Origin of the sequence: Sphingobacterium phlebotomi (genome assembly GCF_008180195.1) — a bacterium.
Taxonomy (GTDB): domain Bacteria; phylum Bacteroidota; class Bacteroidia; order Sphingobacteriales; family Sphingobacteriaceae; genus Sphingobacterium; species Sphingobacterium phlebotomi.
Map to the genome: position 1 here is coordinate 116,102 of NZ_VTAV01000004.1, position 17,176 is coordinate 133,277.

Genomic DNA, 17,176 nt, shown 5'->3' on the forward strand with positions numbered 1-17,176 from the left:
GAGGCACAGAAAGTGAGCATAATGCTATGGAAACAATCTTACTCACCGATTACGATAACAGCACGGCTTACGCGTGGGTCGTTATAATACATGTTTTCAACGCCACCTTTGTATTCGGTACGCAAGCGTGCCGGATCAATACCAAACTCTTCCACTAACACTTTCTTAATGGCTGCTGCACGGTTACGGCTCAACAACTCATTGCGCGCAACGGAACCCGTACCTTTATCCGCATATCCGGTAATGGTATACACCACATCGGGGCTGCCTTTCTTGATTGTTTCGGCAAAAAATCCGAGGTTTACACGTGCTTCGTTACGCACTTCCCAAGTGTCTATCTTGAAAGTCACGAGAATCGGCGCAGCCAGTATTCTGTCTTGAAACTTCACTTCCGTAATCACTTCGCCTTTAGCATCCGCCAGCTGACGTTTCAACGCATCGTTGTCATCAGCTAATTTTCTTACACGGTCCCGTAACTCATTTAACAAGGATTCATCGTAGCTGGTCTCTACAAGAATCGTTGCTGGTTTATCCCAATCGCGTTTGTTGAATCTATATGCAAGTCCGAGCGAAGCTGTTAGCGATCCGTCCTGACGACGATGTCCTTTTTCACCGTCAAAACGGTCGTTGACCATCGCTCCGCGGATATCCAGGATCAAATGCAATGGTTTAGCCAGGCGAAAGGTATTATAGATACCGATATTCATACTTACTTCCCATTGTTTTGGTTCATCTTCGGTGACCATATAGCCTACACCTGCATACGGACTAATATTATAAAAACGTTCTTTATAACCCGAAAAGAGATTGGTTAGATTGAACAACGCATCGCCATAGACGTGAAATGAATTAAATTCCTGATGCTCCAACCAGTAGCCATCCCAAGGTTTTCCCTCGTAACGTTCTCCGGTAGAGTGCGCAGGGGCTGACCCGTTTCCGTTTTGGGTAAGTCCTTTGATTTTCCCAATGCTACCGCCGACACGGGCACCAAATCCAGGACTAAACCACTTTCCTAAATAAGCTGAAAAATGTGGCGTAAGACGCTCATCTAGTTTTGCTTGTTTATCGTGGTCACCGAAAAAAATCTGCGCGCCTGCGCCGACACCGAAAAAAACGTTATCGCCGAAACGGTTGGTCACTACTTTATAACGATCGCTTGATACCGTAACCGTTGTATCACGCTTTACCGGTAGTGACTGTGCATTTACAGTAGCTGCTCCACCTAAAGCGAAAAGAGAAAAAATAATAAAGTTCTTCATTTATTATGATGTCTTTGATTTTGTTAATTAATAATTGTTATTCTCTACAGAAGGGAAGCGCGTTTGAAACGCTCCCTTTTATTTTCATCCTTTAATTACAGGGTTACAGGTAAGCCGGTATTGCAATCTACTATCTGTTTACCCCCAACAAATGCTTTAATTTCGGTATCACCCACAATATTTTGCGAAACCCTAACTACATTTGGCGTGACGCCATCAGCATGCCAGGTTACGGTATTAAAGGCTACCGGTGTTACCCCATCTCCATCATCGCCACCTACAGTGCCATATAATTCCATCGGAAATAGTGGTCCGCCTCCCGGGTTTGCTTGACTTCCGGCTGTTTTGCATCCCTCCATTGTCACATTACCCTCCGGACTGATAATCAAACGAATAATCGGCGCCTCTTCCGTACCATACATATTCCATACATCCGTAATATTACCATCTTCATGATAGGTCCCATCGGTAAATCTTGCCGTCTGGCGTGCATCGCCGTTAATCTGAAAATCAATTTCATCGTTTGCTAATGGTTGACCGTTAATGACCATGTTAAAGGAGTTATCTAAATACATAATATCTAATACTACCCCGCCATTTGCTGTGGGGGAGAACTCAAATATTTTTGAAATTGCATTATTGGCTCGTTCATCATATGAGTTGGGATCAGCCATATCCATTTCAAAATATTCTTTTTCGACATCAATCATACATCTTCCTCTATTCAGTCGCAGACGTAGCTCATATTTAACCCCAGGAGTAATCACGATATCATTGAAAACGACCTCTTTACGGACCAGATCGCTCAATCCATCAGGGGTCATACCTTGTACGGTAACATAGGGAATACGGAAGCTAGCTGTCGATGTCGCATCATGCACCAACACGGTCGGCGAGCTTGTAGCCACTGTAACGCCAGCTGTTGGGATTGTAGGGAAATCGATTGCCTTATCTACCGCCGTTCCCGGATAGGTCATAGATCCGTCTGATAACTTTACCGTAGCGCGGTTATTCGCGTCCGTACTATGCGTAGCTGACTCGAAACGAGGCTGAAATATTTCTTTGACGGAGTTGGCACCAAGATTTGTTCCGTCGATAACCGTCGTTATTTCAGTTAGTTTATTTACCAGAACAACATCTACCGTATTTTCTCCAGAATCAATCTGTAAAGGTTGCGCGAAATGCATGAATTTGTCATGATCTTCGGTAATGGTAACCTGAAAATCATCTAGTGTAGCGCCTTCTAAATCAGGAATAGCGTCTGTACCTGCAGAATAGGCAATGAGCGTATACGCTCCAGTTCCTAAATTCAGACCTGTTCCTGCACCACCAGCACCATTATAACCTAGGTCGATTTCTGTAAACGTATGTGGTGTTCCTTGCACAGTATAATCTTGCTGATATTCCAATAAACCATTTTTGAAAAGCAACAAACGGTATTGCGTACCTATTTCCAAAGAAGTTTTAACTTCGGTAGCAGCTGCTTTTAATCCCCCAGCGGCTGATTGCCTTGCGCGAATCTGCGGAGATTCGGTTTCAGGGATGAACTCGGCAACAATATTGAGATCATCACCCAGTGAAACAACTTGTGTTTGGGTCTGTAAGCCTTTGGAGACAGAGGCTTTAGAACCGGAGATAGAAGACTTGTTATTATTTTTAATAAGTAAATCATCGGTTACGATTCCGCGTGTCAGATTGACCTTCAATTTGACACCATCATAAGTTCCATAAACGCCATTCTCTTTATTATTACATGATGCAGTAACAAATAGCGCCAAGAATAAACACCATATTATAGTTGTAGAATTTATTTTCATTTTCTTCATTTTTGGATTTACTTTAGATTAAAAAAGATCGATTTCAATGTCTTTTATGATATCATCTTCTACCTGCCAACTTTCTTGCACCTCTTCGTTGGTTTCTTTAAGCGTTATAGACCCAGCTGCAATATTGTTTTCCAATTCCACGACAATCGATTCCATTTTGGGCGGGATATATACATCCTTTTTTTCTGTGCTAACACCCTGCAATAATTCTACTTTGCATAGAGGCACACTTCTTTGTTCTTCCATTTGTTGCTTTGGTTTTGCTGATTTATATAATATTAATTTTACTGATCATGCATTAACTAGTCGGCTTATCCGAGCCTTTTAATTACGCTACAAAAGTAGTGTCACGGCCCTGTTGCAGAAAGCTTTTGTCTACCCCCAATACCGAAAAGAAATAATTTTTAATTTTACATTTTCGGTAAAACGAACAACACAAAAAAAATTACATACAATCTAATAATCAGCTAGTTGAATATAAAAAACCATCTAAACGGTAGCTATTAAACTACATTTTTCAGAAAACAAAAGAGTATCATTAGTGCACCCGTCAGCGCAGTTTTCATCGTATTAATGATGTATCCATTTACTTGGCAAAAAAAACGGATAAAAGCATCTTTGTGCTTGAATTTTGTATTTGTATCATACCAACCTCGGTATAATTTTTCATAGGTAGATTGAACCTGGTATTACATCCCCTGTAATACCGGTTCTTATTTATCAACGATACCGAATACATATTCAAATGGATAGGAAGACCGAATATAGATGGAATAAAAGACCACATACATAACATGAAGGAAACAGAACCAACAGCAATACGCTACGCAAAGACAGTACAACATTCCGTTGTCCAAGCTATTATTAATGGCGATCTGTTATTGGAAGAAGCCATGGAGCGATATAATATCTTGAGCAAAAAGACTATTATCCGCTGGTTAAAAAGATATCAAACCGAGCAGCCACAAGATATGTAGCATAGCATACATTTGTTATATTCTCGTTACCTCTTGGATTTCAGCCGAAAATTATTTAATATCACTACACTACTATGAAGAATAATACTGCAGAACTCATCTTTCTCTATATCTTATGCTTACTAACTTCTATAGACGCTGTATGCGCACAAAACATGGAGGATTTTAACAAACTATATAACCATACCTACTTAAAAACTGCTCACGAGGATTTCCCGAGGGCCCTTCACTTCGCCGATTCACTATATTCAATTTCCGAAACGCCACAACTACAGGCCAAAAGCCTTATGTTGACAGCAACACTATACCAGCAGAAGGGCGAAATAATAAAATCTATTGAGTACGCCATCAAGGCAGAAAAAATGATCGACCGTACGGATGATGTAAACTGGAAAACTCGAATTTATGGCTTTTTAGCAACGCAATATCGAATAGCACGTCTATTTACACCATCGAAAGAATATGTTGAAAAAGCTAAATTTATGTGCCAAAAAATAAAGGAACCTCAAATTGCAAATACAACGATGGGATTGATTATGCAGGAAATGGCTTATCACGAAATGGCTCTTAAGCATTATAAAAATGCGATAATACATATTCAGCAGGCCCAGCGGCATTTTAACGATATTGAGCAACATCGGGATATCTTTTCTGCAGAAAATGAACAGCTACTGGGACTTAATTACTACCTTTTAGGTCAGGAGGATAGCGCTTTAGAGCACTACAAGATTGCACTAGACTTGAGTGCCCATCTGCCTCAAAATCATGTACCCGCTTTGATTTATAATGGATTGGCCAATATATACCTCAATAAAGAAAATCTTTCGAAAGCAAAGGAATACCTAGACAATGCGCAACGTATAGCGGATAAATCACACTATTTGCAGTTGAAAAAAGAGGTTAATGAGACGGCTTACAAATATTATGTTCGTATAAATGACCTTGGTAAAATATTAACTATTAAAACAGCGCAGGATTCTATCTTGTCACACATTTACCGAAACTCTGCCGATTTTCTAAACAATTCTTATACCATGTTGGGATATGAAAGAGAACAAATGCAACGGCAGTCCAAAAACAAACTCGTTTTTCTGATCCTGGGAATCTTGATCGTATTGCCCATTATACTCTATTTCGTTTTGCCACAATTTAAACTAAACCCAGAAATTACTAACGTGACGAATGAAGATGAACAACCGCGACACTCTTCCCCAATTGAGACCGAAGGGAGAAATGAAGAGAGTATCGAAGTTCCTTTCCACGTAGAGAATAAAGAGGAAAATGAAACGGACTCCTCCATTCCGGTTGTAATATCTGAACAAGTAGTCGATAAGATTATGATGCGATTAGAAGAATTCGAGAAGAAGCATCTCTATATCAAAAGAAATGTATCCCTTTCCTATTTAGCAATATACTGTGACACCAACGCTAAATACCTTTCTATGGTAATCAACTCGCATAAGAAAAAAGACTTCTATAACTATATCAATGAACTACGGATTAAATACGTTGTAGAGAAACTAACAAACTATCCCTATTACAGACGATTGAAAGTAGCAGTGCTTGCGGACGAAGCTGGTTTTTCTTCACAAAGTAAATTTGCTGTACACTTCAAAAAAGTAACTTCTTTATCACCTTCGGAATTTATAAAATCATTGACGGATACCAGCCGCTAACGTTTTAAACAGCTCGGAATATTGAAAAGTTTAACTCTTTACCTACTAAAATTGGGCTATCCAGGTATACAGATCTTCTTGAGGTGGTACACCGAACGATTTGCGAAGACGGCTTTTTTTTGTCTGTACAGTGCGTACCGCTAAATGGTTATAATTCGCAATATCTTTTGTTGTAAACCCCAGCTTTAAAAGAGCACACAGTTTAAATTCATCCGGCGTGATATCGGGTTTTTGTCGATATAAACTCGAATAAAAAGTAGGAAAAACCTGTCTAAATGCGACAGTGAAGGCTGCATTATCTTCCTGGGCTAATTTAACCAGTTCTTGTACAGATGATGGTGATTCTGGGATACTCGGCACACCAATATCCGAATATGATGGCTGTACGGCGTGCAAAGCTTGACGATATAACTTCTGCATTTCATTGTTTTTCAACATAATAAAATATCCATTAACCATCAGTAACAATAGAAATTGTAGAAGGGTCGTCTGTTGATTTTCATGAAAACAAACCTGATTTCTCCAGTCGCCACTAGACCACTCGAGATCAAACAGCTGCACCACATAAAACAATATAAAAATCCACAGGAACATAAATATATGATAAAGTCTGTGGTCTTCGTTAAAAATAAATAGCACTGCAAATAGGATTGTGAAATAATACGGTGCAATTCCGTTATAGAAACCGGCAACGGAACAAAAATAAAATAAGACCAAAGTGCTACCCATCAACATGAAGGCTGCACACTTAGCGTTAAAATATAGCTTCGTATACCAAGGCAGTATAACGAATAAACAGCCAATAGTAAATAAAACTAAAAAATTAACTGGATGCCCGAGCGAAAGATTTCTGATTGCGTCAATAACAAAAATAAAAGACATCAAAAAAAAGTATTGATTCATCAGCTTTAGCCTGACAACCAACAATTTATCCATTCCTTCTTCAACATGCCTATTAGATACAAAATTCCAAAACGGTTTAAGTAAACTTATATTCATAATATATCCTAAAAATTAGTTTTATCGTTATTCAACGTGAGTCCACTGCCGGAAATGGTCTGTTTCGCGAATTTAGAGAATATTTATTGATATTAGTTCATACATTTATAATGGAAGAATTTATGTAGCCGAAATGCGACAACCTAATCAGACGACTATTTCTTAAAATTAATATATCTTTCCTTTTTAGATAAATAAAAAACAATTTTTACGGGTAAAACCAACGTTGACCCGGACGGAAGTATCGTTTCGGCGGACGAAAATGCAACATCGGCGGACGGAAAAGTGATGGCGATGGGTGGAAGTATCACGTCGTCGTCCATCGAAATCGTTTCGTTGCCCTACCTGATGAAACTTACGTCCATCTTTTTCGCGTCGATGGGCGGGATGATCACTCCGTTGCCCAACATGGACGTATTGCCGCATGCCGACAACGTTTTGGTGTACAGAAGTCGGTTACCGTCATACGTCGACATCATCATCATGGGCAGAAGGTTCGTCTCGTCACAGTGAAAAAAGCGTATTCCGGACAGGGAGATAAAGAGGAAGGTCAACTTAGTTGCTTCGATGAGCAAATGTATCGTAATCCCATACAAAAGAACCGCATCCTTGCCCAACATATGGCTAAAGTTGTGCGCCGCCAAGACGTCGGCACACGGCAAAACAAAGCGGAAGCACGATCTCACCCACACCTCCCCTTGCGCCAGTACAGCGCGCAAAGTCCCTATTATATTAACGCTTTCCTTTGGGCTTGCTTTCCTTGAAAGCACCTCCCAGATCATCTTCAGTATAGAAATGACGTCTTCCCATAATCCGCGTCACCAAGATGCCACGTTCTACCCAACGCGTGTAGGCACTATCTTTAATGTTCAGCTTACGCATCACCTCCTTTCGGGTCAATAGCGTATCTATTTCGCTTGGCTGGAGAGCCGAAGAGCATGTTTGCGGTATATCCACAGCCCGGTTATAAAATCAGGGAGTAAAATTTCTGATAAGATACATTCAAAAAATAAATACCATATCTCAAAACAACCGCAACTGGGGATTATTCAACTTTTCCAAATCAGCATCATAAAAATTAGAGATCGTTACACCCAAAAGCCTTACCTTTTTATCTTCCATCTCCACTTTGTCGAAAAGGTCGGTTACTTGTTGAAAAATATCGTCTGTAGTATTTAGGTAAAACATACTTGTTTTACTTCTCGTTATCTGCGTAAAGTCGGCAAATTTTATTTTTAAGGTAACGGTACGCCCCTGTTTTGCCTTACCTTCCAATCTTTTTTCTAATTTTTCACACAAAACTTTCAATTCCTTGAGCATTTCTTGCTCCTCTTTAATATCCGTTTCAAATGTATCTTCTATACCGATAGATTTGACTAGTCGATTAGATTTTACGGGTCGATTATCCTCTCCCCGCACCATGTGGTAAAAAAACTTACCGGATTTGCCGAATCTCCGAATCAATTCATTCTCGGTAAATTCTTTTAATTCTTTTCCCGTATGTATCCCCATACTTTTCATTTTTGTAGCCGTTACTTTTCCAACGCCAAAAAACTTGTCAATAGGAAGTTGCTCTAAGAAAGAAATAATTCTGGAAGGTCCAATAAAGGTTAACCCATTTGGTTTTTGATAATCCGATGCAATTTTGGCAATAAACTTATTTGTAGATACTCCTGCTGAAGCAGTTAACCCCAGCTCGTCAAGAATAGCTGCTTTAATCTCTTTAGCAATATCAATAGCCGATCCTATTCCTTGTTTGTCTTCTGTCACATCCAGATAAGCTTCGTCCAGCGAAAGCGGTTCTATCAAATCGGTGTATCGCTTAAAAATTGCCCGTATCTGGTTTGAAACTTCCCGATATACATCAAATCGAGGCCGCGTAAATACTAGGTGCGGACAACGCTGCAAAGCTTGTCGGGAAGACATTGCCGAACGTACTCCAAATCTCCTTGCCTCGTAACTTGCGGTAGCCACCACACCTCTACCATCCGGCGAGCCACCTACTGCAAGTGCTCTACCTCGCAATTCCGGAAAATCACGTTGCTCCACAGAAGCATAAAAAGCATCCATGTCAATATGAATTATTTTTCGTGTCTTATCGTTCATTCCCATATCTTTCCAAAATTAAAATGAATTTTCGTATATGAGAATAGCGCAAAGTAAAACCAAGAAATATTATCTTTGGCACTTTGCGACACGTAGTTAAAAGATACTTTTATATAACCATACGCATGAACATCAAAATTGGATTAATGTTGGTGACCGCAGGTTGCCTTTTTCTTACTCTTCAAAGCCAAGCACAGGAACGGGACGATCGGGCGACTATCTTAAATTTCAAGGGTATACAATACATGAGCAAAGATTCGTTGTTCTATACAAATTTTAGATTTCGTATGCAGAACAGACTCGGCTTCAATAATGTGTTGGATAACGAAGATAATGATAAATTTGATGCTCGAATCCGTAGATTACGTTTGCGGATGGACGGCTATATCTATACGCCCAAAATCTCCTACTCCATCCAATTGGCATTTACCCGCGGTGATCAAGATTTTGACGATAGCGGCGTGCCGAATATCGTACGTGACGCCGTGGTGTTCTACAATTTCAGCGATGACTTTTACATTTCTTTCGGTCAGAATAAATTACCTGGAAATCGGCAACGTGTCAACTCTTCTAGTCAATTGCAATTTGCCGACCGATCTTTGGTTAATAGTAATTTTACGGTAGATCGTGATTTTGGAGTTTCGTTTAACCTCAGTAAAAAAATCGGTCAAATGCCTTTCAATGCGAAAGCGGCCATCTCTACGGGAGAAGGTCGTGCAGCACTCGGTACCGACAACGGTCTTGCCTATACCGGTCGGGTAGAATTCTTACCGTTCGGAAACTTTACCAACGATGGTGATTATTCTGAAGGCGACATCGAACGTGAAGAAACACCTAAGCTATCTATCGGAGGCGGATATAGCTATAACGACCGCACGACAAGAGAAGGCGGACAGCTTGGTAGGTATGTAAAAAATCCTTTCACCCTCAAGACCTCTTTTGCTGATGCGATTTTTAAATATAGCGGATTCGCTTATCAGGTGGAATATATGCGACGGGATGTGGACAATCCATTTAATACCGTGGATGACCAATTTAATCAGATTGACGGCCCAGAAGATGAATTAACATACGCACAAAAGGGATGGGGTGTGAATCAACAGGCTTCCTATCTACTTAACAAAGGATATGAAATAGCTACACGCTATACTTATATAAAACCACATCAGCAATTGCGGGATTATGAAGATCAACTGGATGTGATTGAGCTGGGATTGACGAAGTATGTGAAAGCTCACCGACTGAAATTCCAAATCAACGCAAATTATACCGTGCCAAACGGAGATTTTGGTAACAATAACAGTAAGAACGCCTGGGGAGGAACTTTTCAGATTGAATTAGGGATATAAAAAGGAGAATCATGAAATATTATCTTATTGCTGGAGAAACTTCGGGAGATCTGCATGGCGCTAATCTGATTAAAGCCTTAAAAAAAGAAGATGCAGAGGCTAATTTCCGCATCGTGGGTGGAGATCAAATGTCTGGGGCATCTGGACAAACACCTTTGATACATACTTCGGAAATGGCATTCATGGGGTTTGTAGAGGTTGTCAAAAATCTCGGAAAGATCAGAAAGAACCTAAAGCTGGTGAAAGAGGATATTACAAAAGAAAATCCGGATACCTTAATCTTAATAGACTTCCCGGGATTTAACCTCAAGATTGCAGAATTTGCAAAAAAGCGTGGTATCCGCGTTTGTTATTATATTTCCCCTAAAATTTGGGCATGGAATCAAGGCCGGGTGCATAAAATCAAAAGAGTCGTTGACCACATGTTCTGCATCCTCCCTTTTGAGGTCGATTTCTACAAAAAATACAACTATGCTGTAGATTATGTTGGCAACCCTCTCCTGGATGCAATAAGTCAGCACACATTCAATGCCTCTTTTAAGCAAGACAACGAACTCAACGAACGTCCTATCATCGCGTTGCTCCCCGGTAGTCGACAAATGGAGATTGAAAAGCTTTTACCGGTCATGGTTGACTTGTATTATCTTTTCCCGGCGCATCAGCTCGTCATAGCGGGAGCTCCCAATTTTGATGAGTATTACTATCAGCGCTATATTGGTGATTTGCCTATAAAGGTAGTTTTCCAACAAACCTATGATCTCCTCAAACATGCGGAGGCTGCGGTGGTGACCAGTGGTACCGCCACACTGGAAACAGGTATTTTGAAAGTACCACAGGTCGTCGTTTATAAAGCCAATAAGCTTACGGTATTTTTGGCTCGTCGCCTCGTGAAAGTTGAATTCATTTCCTTGGTAAATCTGATCAACGGCTTTTTATCCGTTCGGGAATTTATTCAGGAAGAATGTGATACTCGTACCATTGCCGACGAACTAGGTGAACTCATCACAAATAAAGAACACCGGGCGAGCGTACTGGAAAATTATGACATATTAGCGGAGAAACTTGGTTCTCCCGGAGCATCGGAAAAAGCAGCAAAACTTATCGTGCAATATTCATCCAGCGAAACAAACTAAACTATTTACCTTTTTATTATTCTAATATAGAATAAGTAAATAGTAGAAGTCATGAAACGAACACACATATTAAGGATCATCTTCCTATTCATAGGGATTTCTTTCTTATCGACAGGGTATGCGCAAGAGGAACATATCGCCAGATTAGAATTGGGTAAGAAGAAAAAGAAAACTTTTAACAGCCGGGATTCTTCCGCTGTTATATACATTGATACACTTATTATGAAAGACAGATCCTCTTTGCAGTTTTATGGAAAAAAGGACGTGAAACTGATTGTAAAGCATGCTGAAATAGGGAAAGGAGCATTTATTAGCGGTATTGGTGGTCAAAACAATGCTTCAGATTTTGATATCGACATCAACCTTAAAAAATTGGGCTCGTTATATATCGTTGCCCGCGGTCAAGATGCCATGAATGGAACGAAGACCGACCCCAATGGGGATGGTGGGAAGGTTAACTTTAAATACGATCCGAACGGCATCAAGCCACAAACCGATAATAAAAAGCAAGCAAACTACGTATATATCGATGTGTCCGCCGGGGGCAGGGCAATTAATCCTGTCTCTGATTTAAACCAGATCTATTCCCGTATAGCCACATCAGCGCCCGGTCTTCGTGGCATGCCACAGGGACAGGTTTATTCGGGCTCGCCGGGGCGAGAGGGAAAAGCAAGTATAGAACCGAAATAATGTGCTAGTTTATTTTCCCTACAACAATCTTCAGTAAATTGTCGTAATCGAAATACGTATTGGCTATCTGTTGCACATCAGTAGCGGTTATATTTCGTACGATTTCATTATAACGCTTATAATAAGACAGGTCAAGTCCACAGAAATAAACCGCTTTGAACTTATCAGCATGTGAAAAGATAGATTCGATCGTGCCTAAAATAGAACCTAACATATAATTTTTCACTAAGGTCATTTCCTGATCAGAAGCTTGTGTCTCCCGTAAAATGTTAAACTCTTTCTCTATTTCGGCAAGTGTCGCCTGCGTACTTTCTGCACCAACTTCCGTTGCAATAGTAAAGAGCCCAGTATGCTGCAGACTCGCGAAGGCGGAGCCAATACTATACGTAAATCCTTTCTCTTCGCGGATGTTCTGCATTAAACGCGACCCAAAATACCCTCCAAGAAGTGTACTAACAAACTGGACGGCTGGAAAATCAAGATGTACTCGATTGATGGCAGGCATGCCTAGCCGGATCGCCGATTGCAGCGCATCGGGACGCTCTTCGACAACAGTTGTTGGTACAAAAACAGGAAATTCAGGAGTCACTACTCGGTTTACTTCCGCGGTGTTTTGCCATTGAATATCGAAAAGCTCTTGTATCTGCTTTAGTACTTCGCCGGTGATATTTCCTGATAAAATTAACGTGCAGTTTTGTGGCTGTACCTGTTTATGATATAAGGCGACTATATCTTCTCTCTTTAGGTTATCGTAAGCTTCTTCAGTCGGAATTACACCGTACCTACTTCCTCCAAACAGGTTTTTGAAAAAAAGCCGACGTGCCACATAATCATTTTTTTGTAATGAAATTTGAAGGGTCTGTTTGTTATTTCGAATATAGGTTTCCAACTCTGCTTCAGGGAAACTCGCATTATTCAAGATGTCATGTACAACCGGTAAAACTGCACTTAGATGCTTGTTTAACGAATAGAGCGTTAATGCTGTTTGATCAAAGCTATATTCCGGCATTAAGTAAGCGCCATAAAAATCGATTTCTTCTGCGATTTGCGTACTCGTACGTGTTTTCGTACCTTCTTTTAACATATGGCTGGTACAAGTATGGATAAGGGAATTTTCTGAACCATCAAATATATTCCGAAAAATAAATTCAGCTTTGACCAATTCCTGCGTCGGTGCACTAAAAATGAAAACCTTTAAACCATTGCCAAAAACAACCTCATCGGGTCGGATAAGTGTAATATCCTGTATGTCATGATGTGGCGGTGCTACGGTTCTATTCAGCATGTTTTTGTTCTTTAGCATAGTAAATCAAGGTTGAAGAATTCTCTGGAATAAAAATTTCTTGCGCCATCCGTTGAATATCAGATGATGTTATAACCAAATATCTATCCACTTCCTGGTTATATAAATCTGCGTTACCAAGTGCTTCAAAAAAAGCTAGGTTCATCGCCCGATCTAAAATGGAAAGCTCTGCAAAGACCATCGTCGATTCTATCTTATTCTTCACTTTTTGCAGTTCTGTTTCTTTCATCATTTCGGATTTGAGTATTTCGAGTTGGTTCCACAGCAGCTTCTCTGCTTCCGCCATATCCACATGCGGTAAAGGTTTCCCCTCGACGACAATAAGATTAGGATCGATAGCGCCACAAACATAGGCGTTCACCTCACTGAATAGGGGTTGATCCTTCACCAAAGCCCGATATAAGCGGGAGGAACTTCCACGCGATAGTATATCGGATAATAAATCCATTACCGGATAGTCCGACTGTATACGTCCTGGTCCGTGAAAAGCAATATAAATACTATTTACTGGCACATCCGCATACACTTCCTCTCGTCGCGGAGCTAATTGCTTTGGTTCTTGAGGGAGCCTTCTTTCCGGTTTAGGGCGCATTGGAATATTCGCAAACCACTTTTCTGCTAATGCTTTTACCTGATCAAATGTTACATCTCCTGCGACCACCATAATAGCATTACTCGGCACATAATGCTTAAAGAAAAACGCTTTTACATCCTCCATGGTTGCTTCTTCGATAGGTCGAAGTTCCTTTCCGATGGTGGCCCAACGATAGGGATGTTCTTTGTAAGCAAGCGGTCGCAAACGTAACCAAACATCGCCGTAAGGCTGGTTGAGATAACGTTGTTTAAATTCCTCGCAAACCACATTTCGCTGCACTTCCAAACTCTGCTCACTAAAAGCTAAACTCAACATGCGGTCGCTTTCCAACCAAAATGCCGTTTCCAAATTCGCCGATGGAAGCGTAATATAATAATTGGTAATGTCGTTGCTCGTAAACGCATTGTTTTCCCCCCCTACTTCCTGCAAAGGTGTATCATAGTTAGGAATATTGACAGAACCTCCAAACATCAGATGTTCAAACAAATGCGCAAAACCTGTTTTATCAGGAGATTCATCTCGCGCCCCGACATCATATAATATATTTACACAGGCCATCGCTGTGGTATGGTCTTCGTGTACCAATACACGCAAGCCATTATCAAGTGTAAATCGTTGATAATTAATCATAAAAAATTACTATTATAGGTTAGACCACCCAGTCTATCCCCTTTTTCAATAAAGACCGGGTCTTTTCTTCTTCAGAACCTGCTTCTGGTTTAAAATCATACGCCCAATTTGCTTGCGCTGGTAAACTCATCAATATGGACTCTATACGACCATTCGTTTCCAGTCCGAAACGTGTTCCCGCGTCATAAACCAAGTTAAATTCTACATAGCGACCTCGACGCAACAATTGCCATTCTTTCTCCTTTGGGGAGAATTTCTTATGTCTATTTCGGTTCACCAACTCCGTATAGGTCGGCACAAAAGTCCGTCCCAAATCGCAGGAGAACTTAAAAAGCTGTTCATCTGATAATCCAGTTTTTTCGGGCGTCAGTTTGTCATAAAAGACACCTCCCACGCCCCGTGTTTCTTGCCGGTGTTTGATATAAAAATAGTTGTCAGCCCAAGTTTTAAATTCTGGATAAAAAGAAGGTTGATGTCTGTCACATACATTCTTCATCATATGATGAAAAAATCGTGCGTCTTCGTCTATTACATAATGTGGTGTGAGGTCAATTCCGCCTCCAAACCAACGAATATTTTCACCCAGTTCGAAGTAGCGTATATTCATATGGATAATAGGTACCCACGGATTATTAGGATGGATAACAATAGAAACGCCTGTGGCAAAAAAATCCTCCTCTTCTACCTTGAAAGATTTTTTAATAGCGTCTGGTAATTTACCATGGACGGCGGAAAAATTAACACCACCCTTTTCCAATATATCTCCGTTTTGTATAATACGGGTACGACCTCCGCCACCTCCCTCACGCTGCCATAATTCTTCTACAAACGTAGATTTTCCATCCAAAGCTTCCAATCCCGAGGTGATTTCGTCCTGAATTGTTTTGTATGTTTCTGCTATTCGTTCCTTTGTTAAACTCATTTACGTTAATTTTGCTACTAGTTTTTTGACTTCGGCATTTGCGGGCTGACGGTGATATAAGATTTCATATACCATGTGGCAGATGGGCATATCCAACTCATAACGTTGAATGATGTTTTGGATACAAGCTGACGCATAATAACCTTCTGCTACCATATTCATCTCCAATTGTGCTGATTGCACCGTGTATCCCTTCCCTATCATGTGACCGAAAGTGCGGTTTCTGCTGAATTGCGAGTAGGCGGTTACCAAAAGATCGCCTAAATATGCTGATGCCTTGATATCTCGACCAGCCTCTGGGTCTATCGCAGATAAACAGGTTTCCATCTCTTGAATAGCATTGGAAATTAACACCGCAATGAAATTATCTCCTAGCCCCAGCCCATGGCATATACCTGCCGCCAATGCATATATATTCTTAAGCACCGCTCCGTATTCTACGCCAAAAATATCTTTTGAAAGTATCGTATTGATATATCGACCACGTATAAATGTCGCCACACGTTCTACGGTCTCATCATCTTTACCGGCTAAAGTTAAATAAGATAGTTTTTCCGACGACACTTCTTCTGCATGGCAGGGACCTCCAATGACCACAATATTTTCCAATGGGACATGATATATGCGGGTCAGATAGTCACCCACGATGAGATTATCGTTTGGAATAATCCCTTTGATAGCCGATACGACGATCTTATTGGAGAAATCTCCCACTTCCACGTCTCTTAAGGCCTCTTTTAAGTAAGCAGACGGTGTGTTTAGTACAACAATATCCGATTGTTGAATAACCGATTTTGCATCAAGGAATAAATTATCCGGTTTTACAGAAACCTTTACCGCACTCAAATAATTAGGGTTATGTCCATAAGATTGGATATAACTTAAATCTTCTTCCTTTCTAATCCACCATAAAATATCTTTCTTTTCGACATTATCCCCAAGCATCTTTATCATGGCTGTCGCCCAACTTCCACTCCCCACGATGCCAATCTTTTGCACAGATTCGTCCATAAACTTCTCGTTGTAAAAGCTACAAATATACGTTTTTGTAACCTATTTACCCGAACACGAAAAAATCACACCTTATATATCAATAAAAATAGCAGATAAGCAACGTATAATGCAACATATTTACATTGAGTATTATACCGTTATTGGCAAATGAAGTAGTGAAGCGTACCTCTACTACTTATATTCTTTCAAAAACTTCTGTAACTTAGGAGCAATAACCGCAGCGCAATAAGGGTTTCCAGGGTTTCGGTTAAAATAATCGTGATGATAATCTTCCGCTTCCCAAAACTTGTCCGCTGGTTCTACTGCTGTTACTACAGGTTTTAGAAAAACGGCTTGTCTTTCTAATTCTGCTATCAAACGTTCGGCGGCTTCTTTCTGTACATCATCGTGATAGAAGACAACAGATCGGTATTGCGTTCCCACATCATTCCCTTGTCTATTTAATGTTGTAGGGTCGTGGGTCTTAAAAAAAACCTTTAATAACGTTTCAAAGTCAACTTTGTCCTCATCAAAATCCAGTTGTACTACTTCGACATGGTCTGTGTCTCCGTTACATACTTCTTTATATGTCGGATGAACTGTTTTCCCTCCCATATAACCGGGCAAAACACTCCGGACACCTTCTATGTTTTGGAATATCACCTCGGTACACCAAAAACATCCTCCTCCAAATGTTGCTTTCATGTTGCTAAAATAC

The 17,176-nt window shown here is 40.4% G+C and carries 17 protein-coding genes; 5 read left to right on the forward strand and 12 right to left on the reverse strand.

All coding sequences use genetic code 11. From position 1 onward, the window contains the following. Window positions 1-38 precede the first annotated feature (38 nt). The 3 genes from FXV77_RS08520 to FXV77_RS08530 form a co-directional block, all read right to left on the reverse strand. Entirely contained in the window at window positions 39-1,259 is a 1,221-nt protein-coding gene (locus FXV77_RS08520; protein WP_148918795.1) for an OmpA family protein, read from the reverse strand. A gap of 95 nt (window positions 1,260-1,354) precedes the next feature. Next, the gene (locus tag FXV77_RS08525; protein ID WP_148918796.1) at window positions 1,355-3,076 is read right to left on the reverse strand and encodes a hypothetical protein; all 1,722 of its coding nucleotides are present in this window, start codon (window positions 3,074-3,076) and stop codon (window positions 1,355-1,357) included. A gap of 27 nt (window positions 3,077-3,103) precedes the next feature. After that, window positions 3,104-3,331 (reverse strand): hypothetical protein, encoded by a 228-nt coding sequence (locus FXV77_RS08530; RefSeq protein ID WP_148918797.1) that lies wholly within the window; start codon window positions 3,329-3,331, stop codon window positions 3,104-3,106. Window positions 3,332-3,879: 548 nt separating this feature from the next. On the opposite strand from FXV77_RS08530, the gene FXV77_RS08535 reads away from it, so the two are divergent. Both FXV77_RS08535 and FXV77_RS08540 read left to right on the forward strand, forming a co-directional pair. After that, window positions 3,880-4,062, forward strand: a complete 183-nt coding sequence (locus tag FXV77_RS08535; protein WP_148918798.1) for a helix-turn-helix domain-containing protein — start codon at window positions 3,880-3,882, stop codon at window positions 4,060-4,062. A 74-nt stretch (window positions 4,063-4,136) separates the two neighbouring features. Beyond that, the gene (locus tag FXV77_RS08540) at window positions 4,137-5,738 is read left to right on the forward strand and encodes a helix-turn-helix domain-containing protein (protein WP_148918799.1); all 1,602 of its coding nucleotides are present in this window, start codon (window positions 4,137-4,139) and stop codon (window positions 5,736-5,738) included. A 45-nt stretch (window positions 5,739-5,783) separates the two neighbouring features. Here FXV77_RS08540 and FXV77_RS08545 read toward each other — a convergent pair whose 3' ends face one another. The 4 genes from FXV77_RS08545 to dinB form a co-directional block, all read right to left on the reverse strand. Continuing rightward, entirely contained in the window at window positions 5,784-6,332 is a 549-nt protein-coding gene (locus FXV77_RS08545) for a helix-turn-helix transcriptional regulator (protein WP_148918800.1), read from the reverse strand. A gap of 746 nt (window positions 6,333-7,078) precedes the next feature. Next, window positions 7,079-7,222: a hypothetical protein gene (locus FXV77_RS22065; protein WP_187444070.1), complete on the reverse strand. Its 144-nt coding sequence runs from the start codon at window positions 7,220-7,222 to the stop codon at window positions 7,079-7,081. A 247-nt stretch (window positions 7,223-7,469) separates the two neighbouring features. Beyond that, on the reverse strand, window positions 7,470-7,694 hold the full coding sequence (locus tag FXV77_RS08550; protein WP_148918801.1) for a MerR family transcriptional regulator: 225 nt from the start codon (window positions 7,692-7,694) through the stop codon (window positions 7,470-7,472). Between the two features lie 66 nt (window positions 7,695-7,760). Then, window positions 7,761-8,849, reverse strand: coding sequence for a DNA polymerase IV (dinB, locus tag FXV77_RS08555; RefSeq protein WP_394344139.1), 1,089 nt, complete (start codon window positions 8,847-8,849; stop codon window positions 7,761-7,763). Between the two features lie 119 nt (window positions 8,850-8,968). On the opposite strand from dinB, the gene FXV77_RS08560 reads away from it, so the two are divergent. Genes FXV77_RS08560 through FXV77_RS08570 form a run of 3 tightly spaced genes read left to right on the forward strand, consistent with a single transcriptional unit; the run spans window position 8,969 to window position 12,015 of the window. Next, a complete protein-coding gene (locus tag FXV77_RS08560; protein WP_148918803.1) occupies window positions 8,969-10,192 on the forward strand; it encodes a porin in 1,224 nt (407 codons plus the stop codon). 11 nt (window positions 10,193-10,203) lie between these two features. Then, window positions 10,204-11,325, forward strand: a complete 1,122-nt coding sequence (lpxB, locus tag FXV77_RS08565; RefSeq protein ID WP_148918804.1) for a lipid-A-disaccharide synthase — start codon at window positions 10,204-10,206, stop codon at window positions 11,323-11,325. Between the two features lie 51 nt (window positions 11,326-11,376). Then, a complete protein-coding gene (locus FXV77_RS08570; protein WP_148918805.1) occupies window positions 11,377-12,015 on the forward strand; it encodes a hypothetical protein in 639 nt (212 codons plus the stop codon). 4 nt (window positions 12,016-12,019) lie between these two features. Here the strand turns inward: FXV77_RS08570 and FXV77_RS08575 are convergent, their stop codons facing one another. From FXV77_RS08575 to msrA, 5 genes are all read right to left on the reverse strand, one after another. Then, window positions 12,020-13,300 carry a M16 family metallopeptidase gene (locus FXV77_RS08575; protein ID WP_148918806.1) on the reverse strand — a complete coding sequence of 427 codons (1,281 nt, stop codon included), beginning with the start codon at window positions 13,298-13,300 and terminating at the stop codon, window positions 12,020-12,022. Then, window positions 13,290-14,543: a M16 family metallopeptidase gene (locus FXV77_RS08580; RefSeq protein ID WP_148918807.1), complete on the reverse strand. Its 1,254-nt coding sequence runs from the start codon at window positions 14,541-14,543 to the stop codon at window positions 13,290-13,292. Before FXV77_RS08580 ends, FXV77_RS08575 begins: the two co-directional genes overlap by 11 nt. A 19-nt stretch (window positions 14,544-14,562) precedes the next feature. Continuing rightward, window positions 14,563-15,465, reverse strand: a complete 903-nt coding sequence (hemF, locus tag FXV77_RS08585) for an oxygen-dependent coproporphyrinogen oxidase (RefSeq protein ID WP_148918808.1) — start codon at window positions 15,463-15,465, stop codon at window positions 14,563-14,565. Next, window positions 15,466-16,476 carry an NAD(P)H-dependent glycerol-3-phosphate dehydrogenase gene (locus FXV77_RS08590; RefSeq protein ID WP_148918809.1) on the reverse strand — a complete coding sequence of 337 codons (1,011 nt, stop codon included), beginning with the start codon at window positions 16,474-16,476 and terminating at the stop codon, window positions 15,466-15,468. It lies immediately after the preceding gene. Between the two features lie 174 nt (window positions 16,477-16,650). Next, window positions 16,651-17,163 (reverse strand): peptide-methionine (S)-S-oxide reductase MsrA, encoded by a 513-nt coding sequence (msrA, locus tag FXV77_RS08595; protein ID WP_148918810.1) that lies wholly within the window; start codon window positions 17,161-17,163, stop codon window positions 16,651-16,653. Window positions 17,164-17,176 lie beyond the last annotated feature (13 nt).

Coding starts and splice junctions, on each gene's coding strand:
- FXV77_RS08520 (WP_148918795.1), bottom strand. CDS start 1,259: ATGAAGAACTTTATTATTTTTTCTCTTTTCGCTTTAGGTGGAGCAGCT.
- FXV77_RS08525 (WP_148918796.1), bottom strand. CDS start 3,076: ATGAAAATAAATTCTACAACTATAATATGGTGTTTATTCTTGGCGCTA.
- FXV77_RS08530 (WP_148918797.1), bottom strand. CDS start 3,331: ATGGAAGAACAAAGAAGTGTGCCTCTATGCAAAGTAGAATTATTGCAG.
- FXV77_RS08535 (WP_148918798.1), top strand. CDS start 3,880: ATGAAGGAAACAGAACCAACAGCAATACGCTACGCAAAGACAGTACAA.
- FXV77_RS08540 (WP_148918799.1), top strand. CDS start 4,137: ATGAAGAATAATACTGCAGAACTCATCTTTCTCTATATCTTATGCTTA.
- FXV77_RS08545 (WP_148918800.1), bottom strand. CDS start 6,332: ATGTTCCTGTGGATTTTTATATTGTTTTATGTGGTGCAGCTGTTTGAT.
- FXV77_RS22065 (WP_187444070.1), bottom strand. CDS start 7,222: ATGATGATGATGTCGACGTATGACGGTAACCGACTTCTGTACACCAAA.
- dinB (WP_394344139.1), bottom strand. CDS start 8,849: ATGGGAATGAACGATAAGACACGAAAAATAATTCATATTGACATGGAT.
- FXV77_RS08560 (WP_148918803.1), top strand. CDS start 8,969: ATGAACATCAAAATTGGATTAATGTTGGTGACCGCAGGTTGCCTTTTT.
- lpxB (WP_148918804.1), top strand. CDS start 10,204: ATGAAATATTATCTTATTGCTGGAGAAACTTCGGGAGATCTGCATGGC.
- FXV77_RS08570 (WP_148918805.1), top strand. CDS start 11,377: ATGAAACGAACACACATATTAAGGATCATCTTCCTATTCATAGGGATT.
- FXV77_RS08575 (WP_148918806.1), bottom strand. CDS start 13,300: ATGCTGAATAGAACCGTAGCACCGCCACATCATGACATACAGGATATT.
- FXV77_RS08580 (WP_148918807.1), bottom strand. CDS start 14,543: ATGATTAATTATCAACGATTTACACTTGATAATGGCTTGCGTGTATTG.
- hemF (WP_148918808.1), bottom strand. CDS start 15,465: ATGAGTTTAACAAAGGAACGAATAGCAGAAACATACAAAACAATTCAG.
- FXV77_RS08590 (WP_148918809.1), bottom strand. CDS start 16,476: ATGGACGAATCTGTGCAAAAGATTGGCATCGTGGGGAGTGGAAGTTGG.
- msrA (WP_148918810.1), bottom strand. CDS start 17,163: ATGAAAGCAACATTTGGAGGAGGATGTTTTTGGTGTACCGAGGTGATA.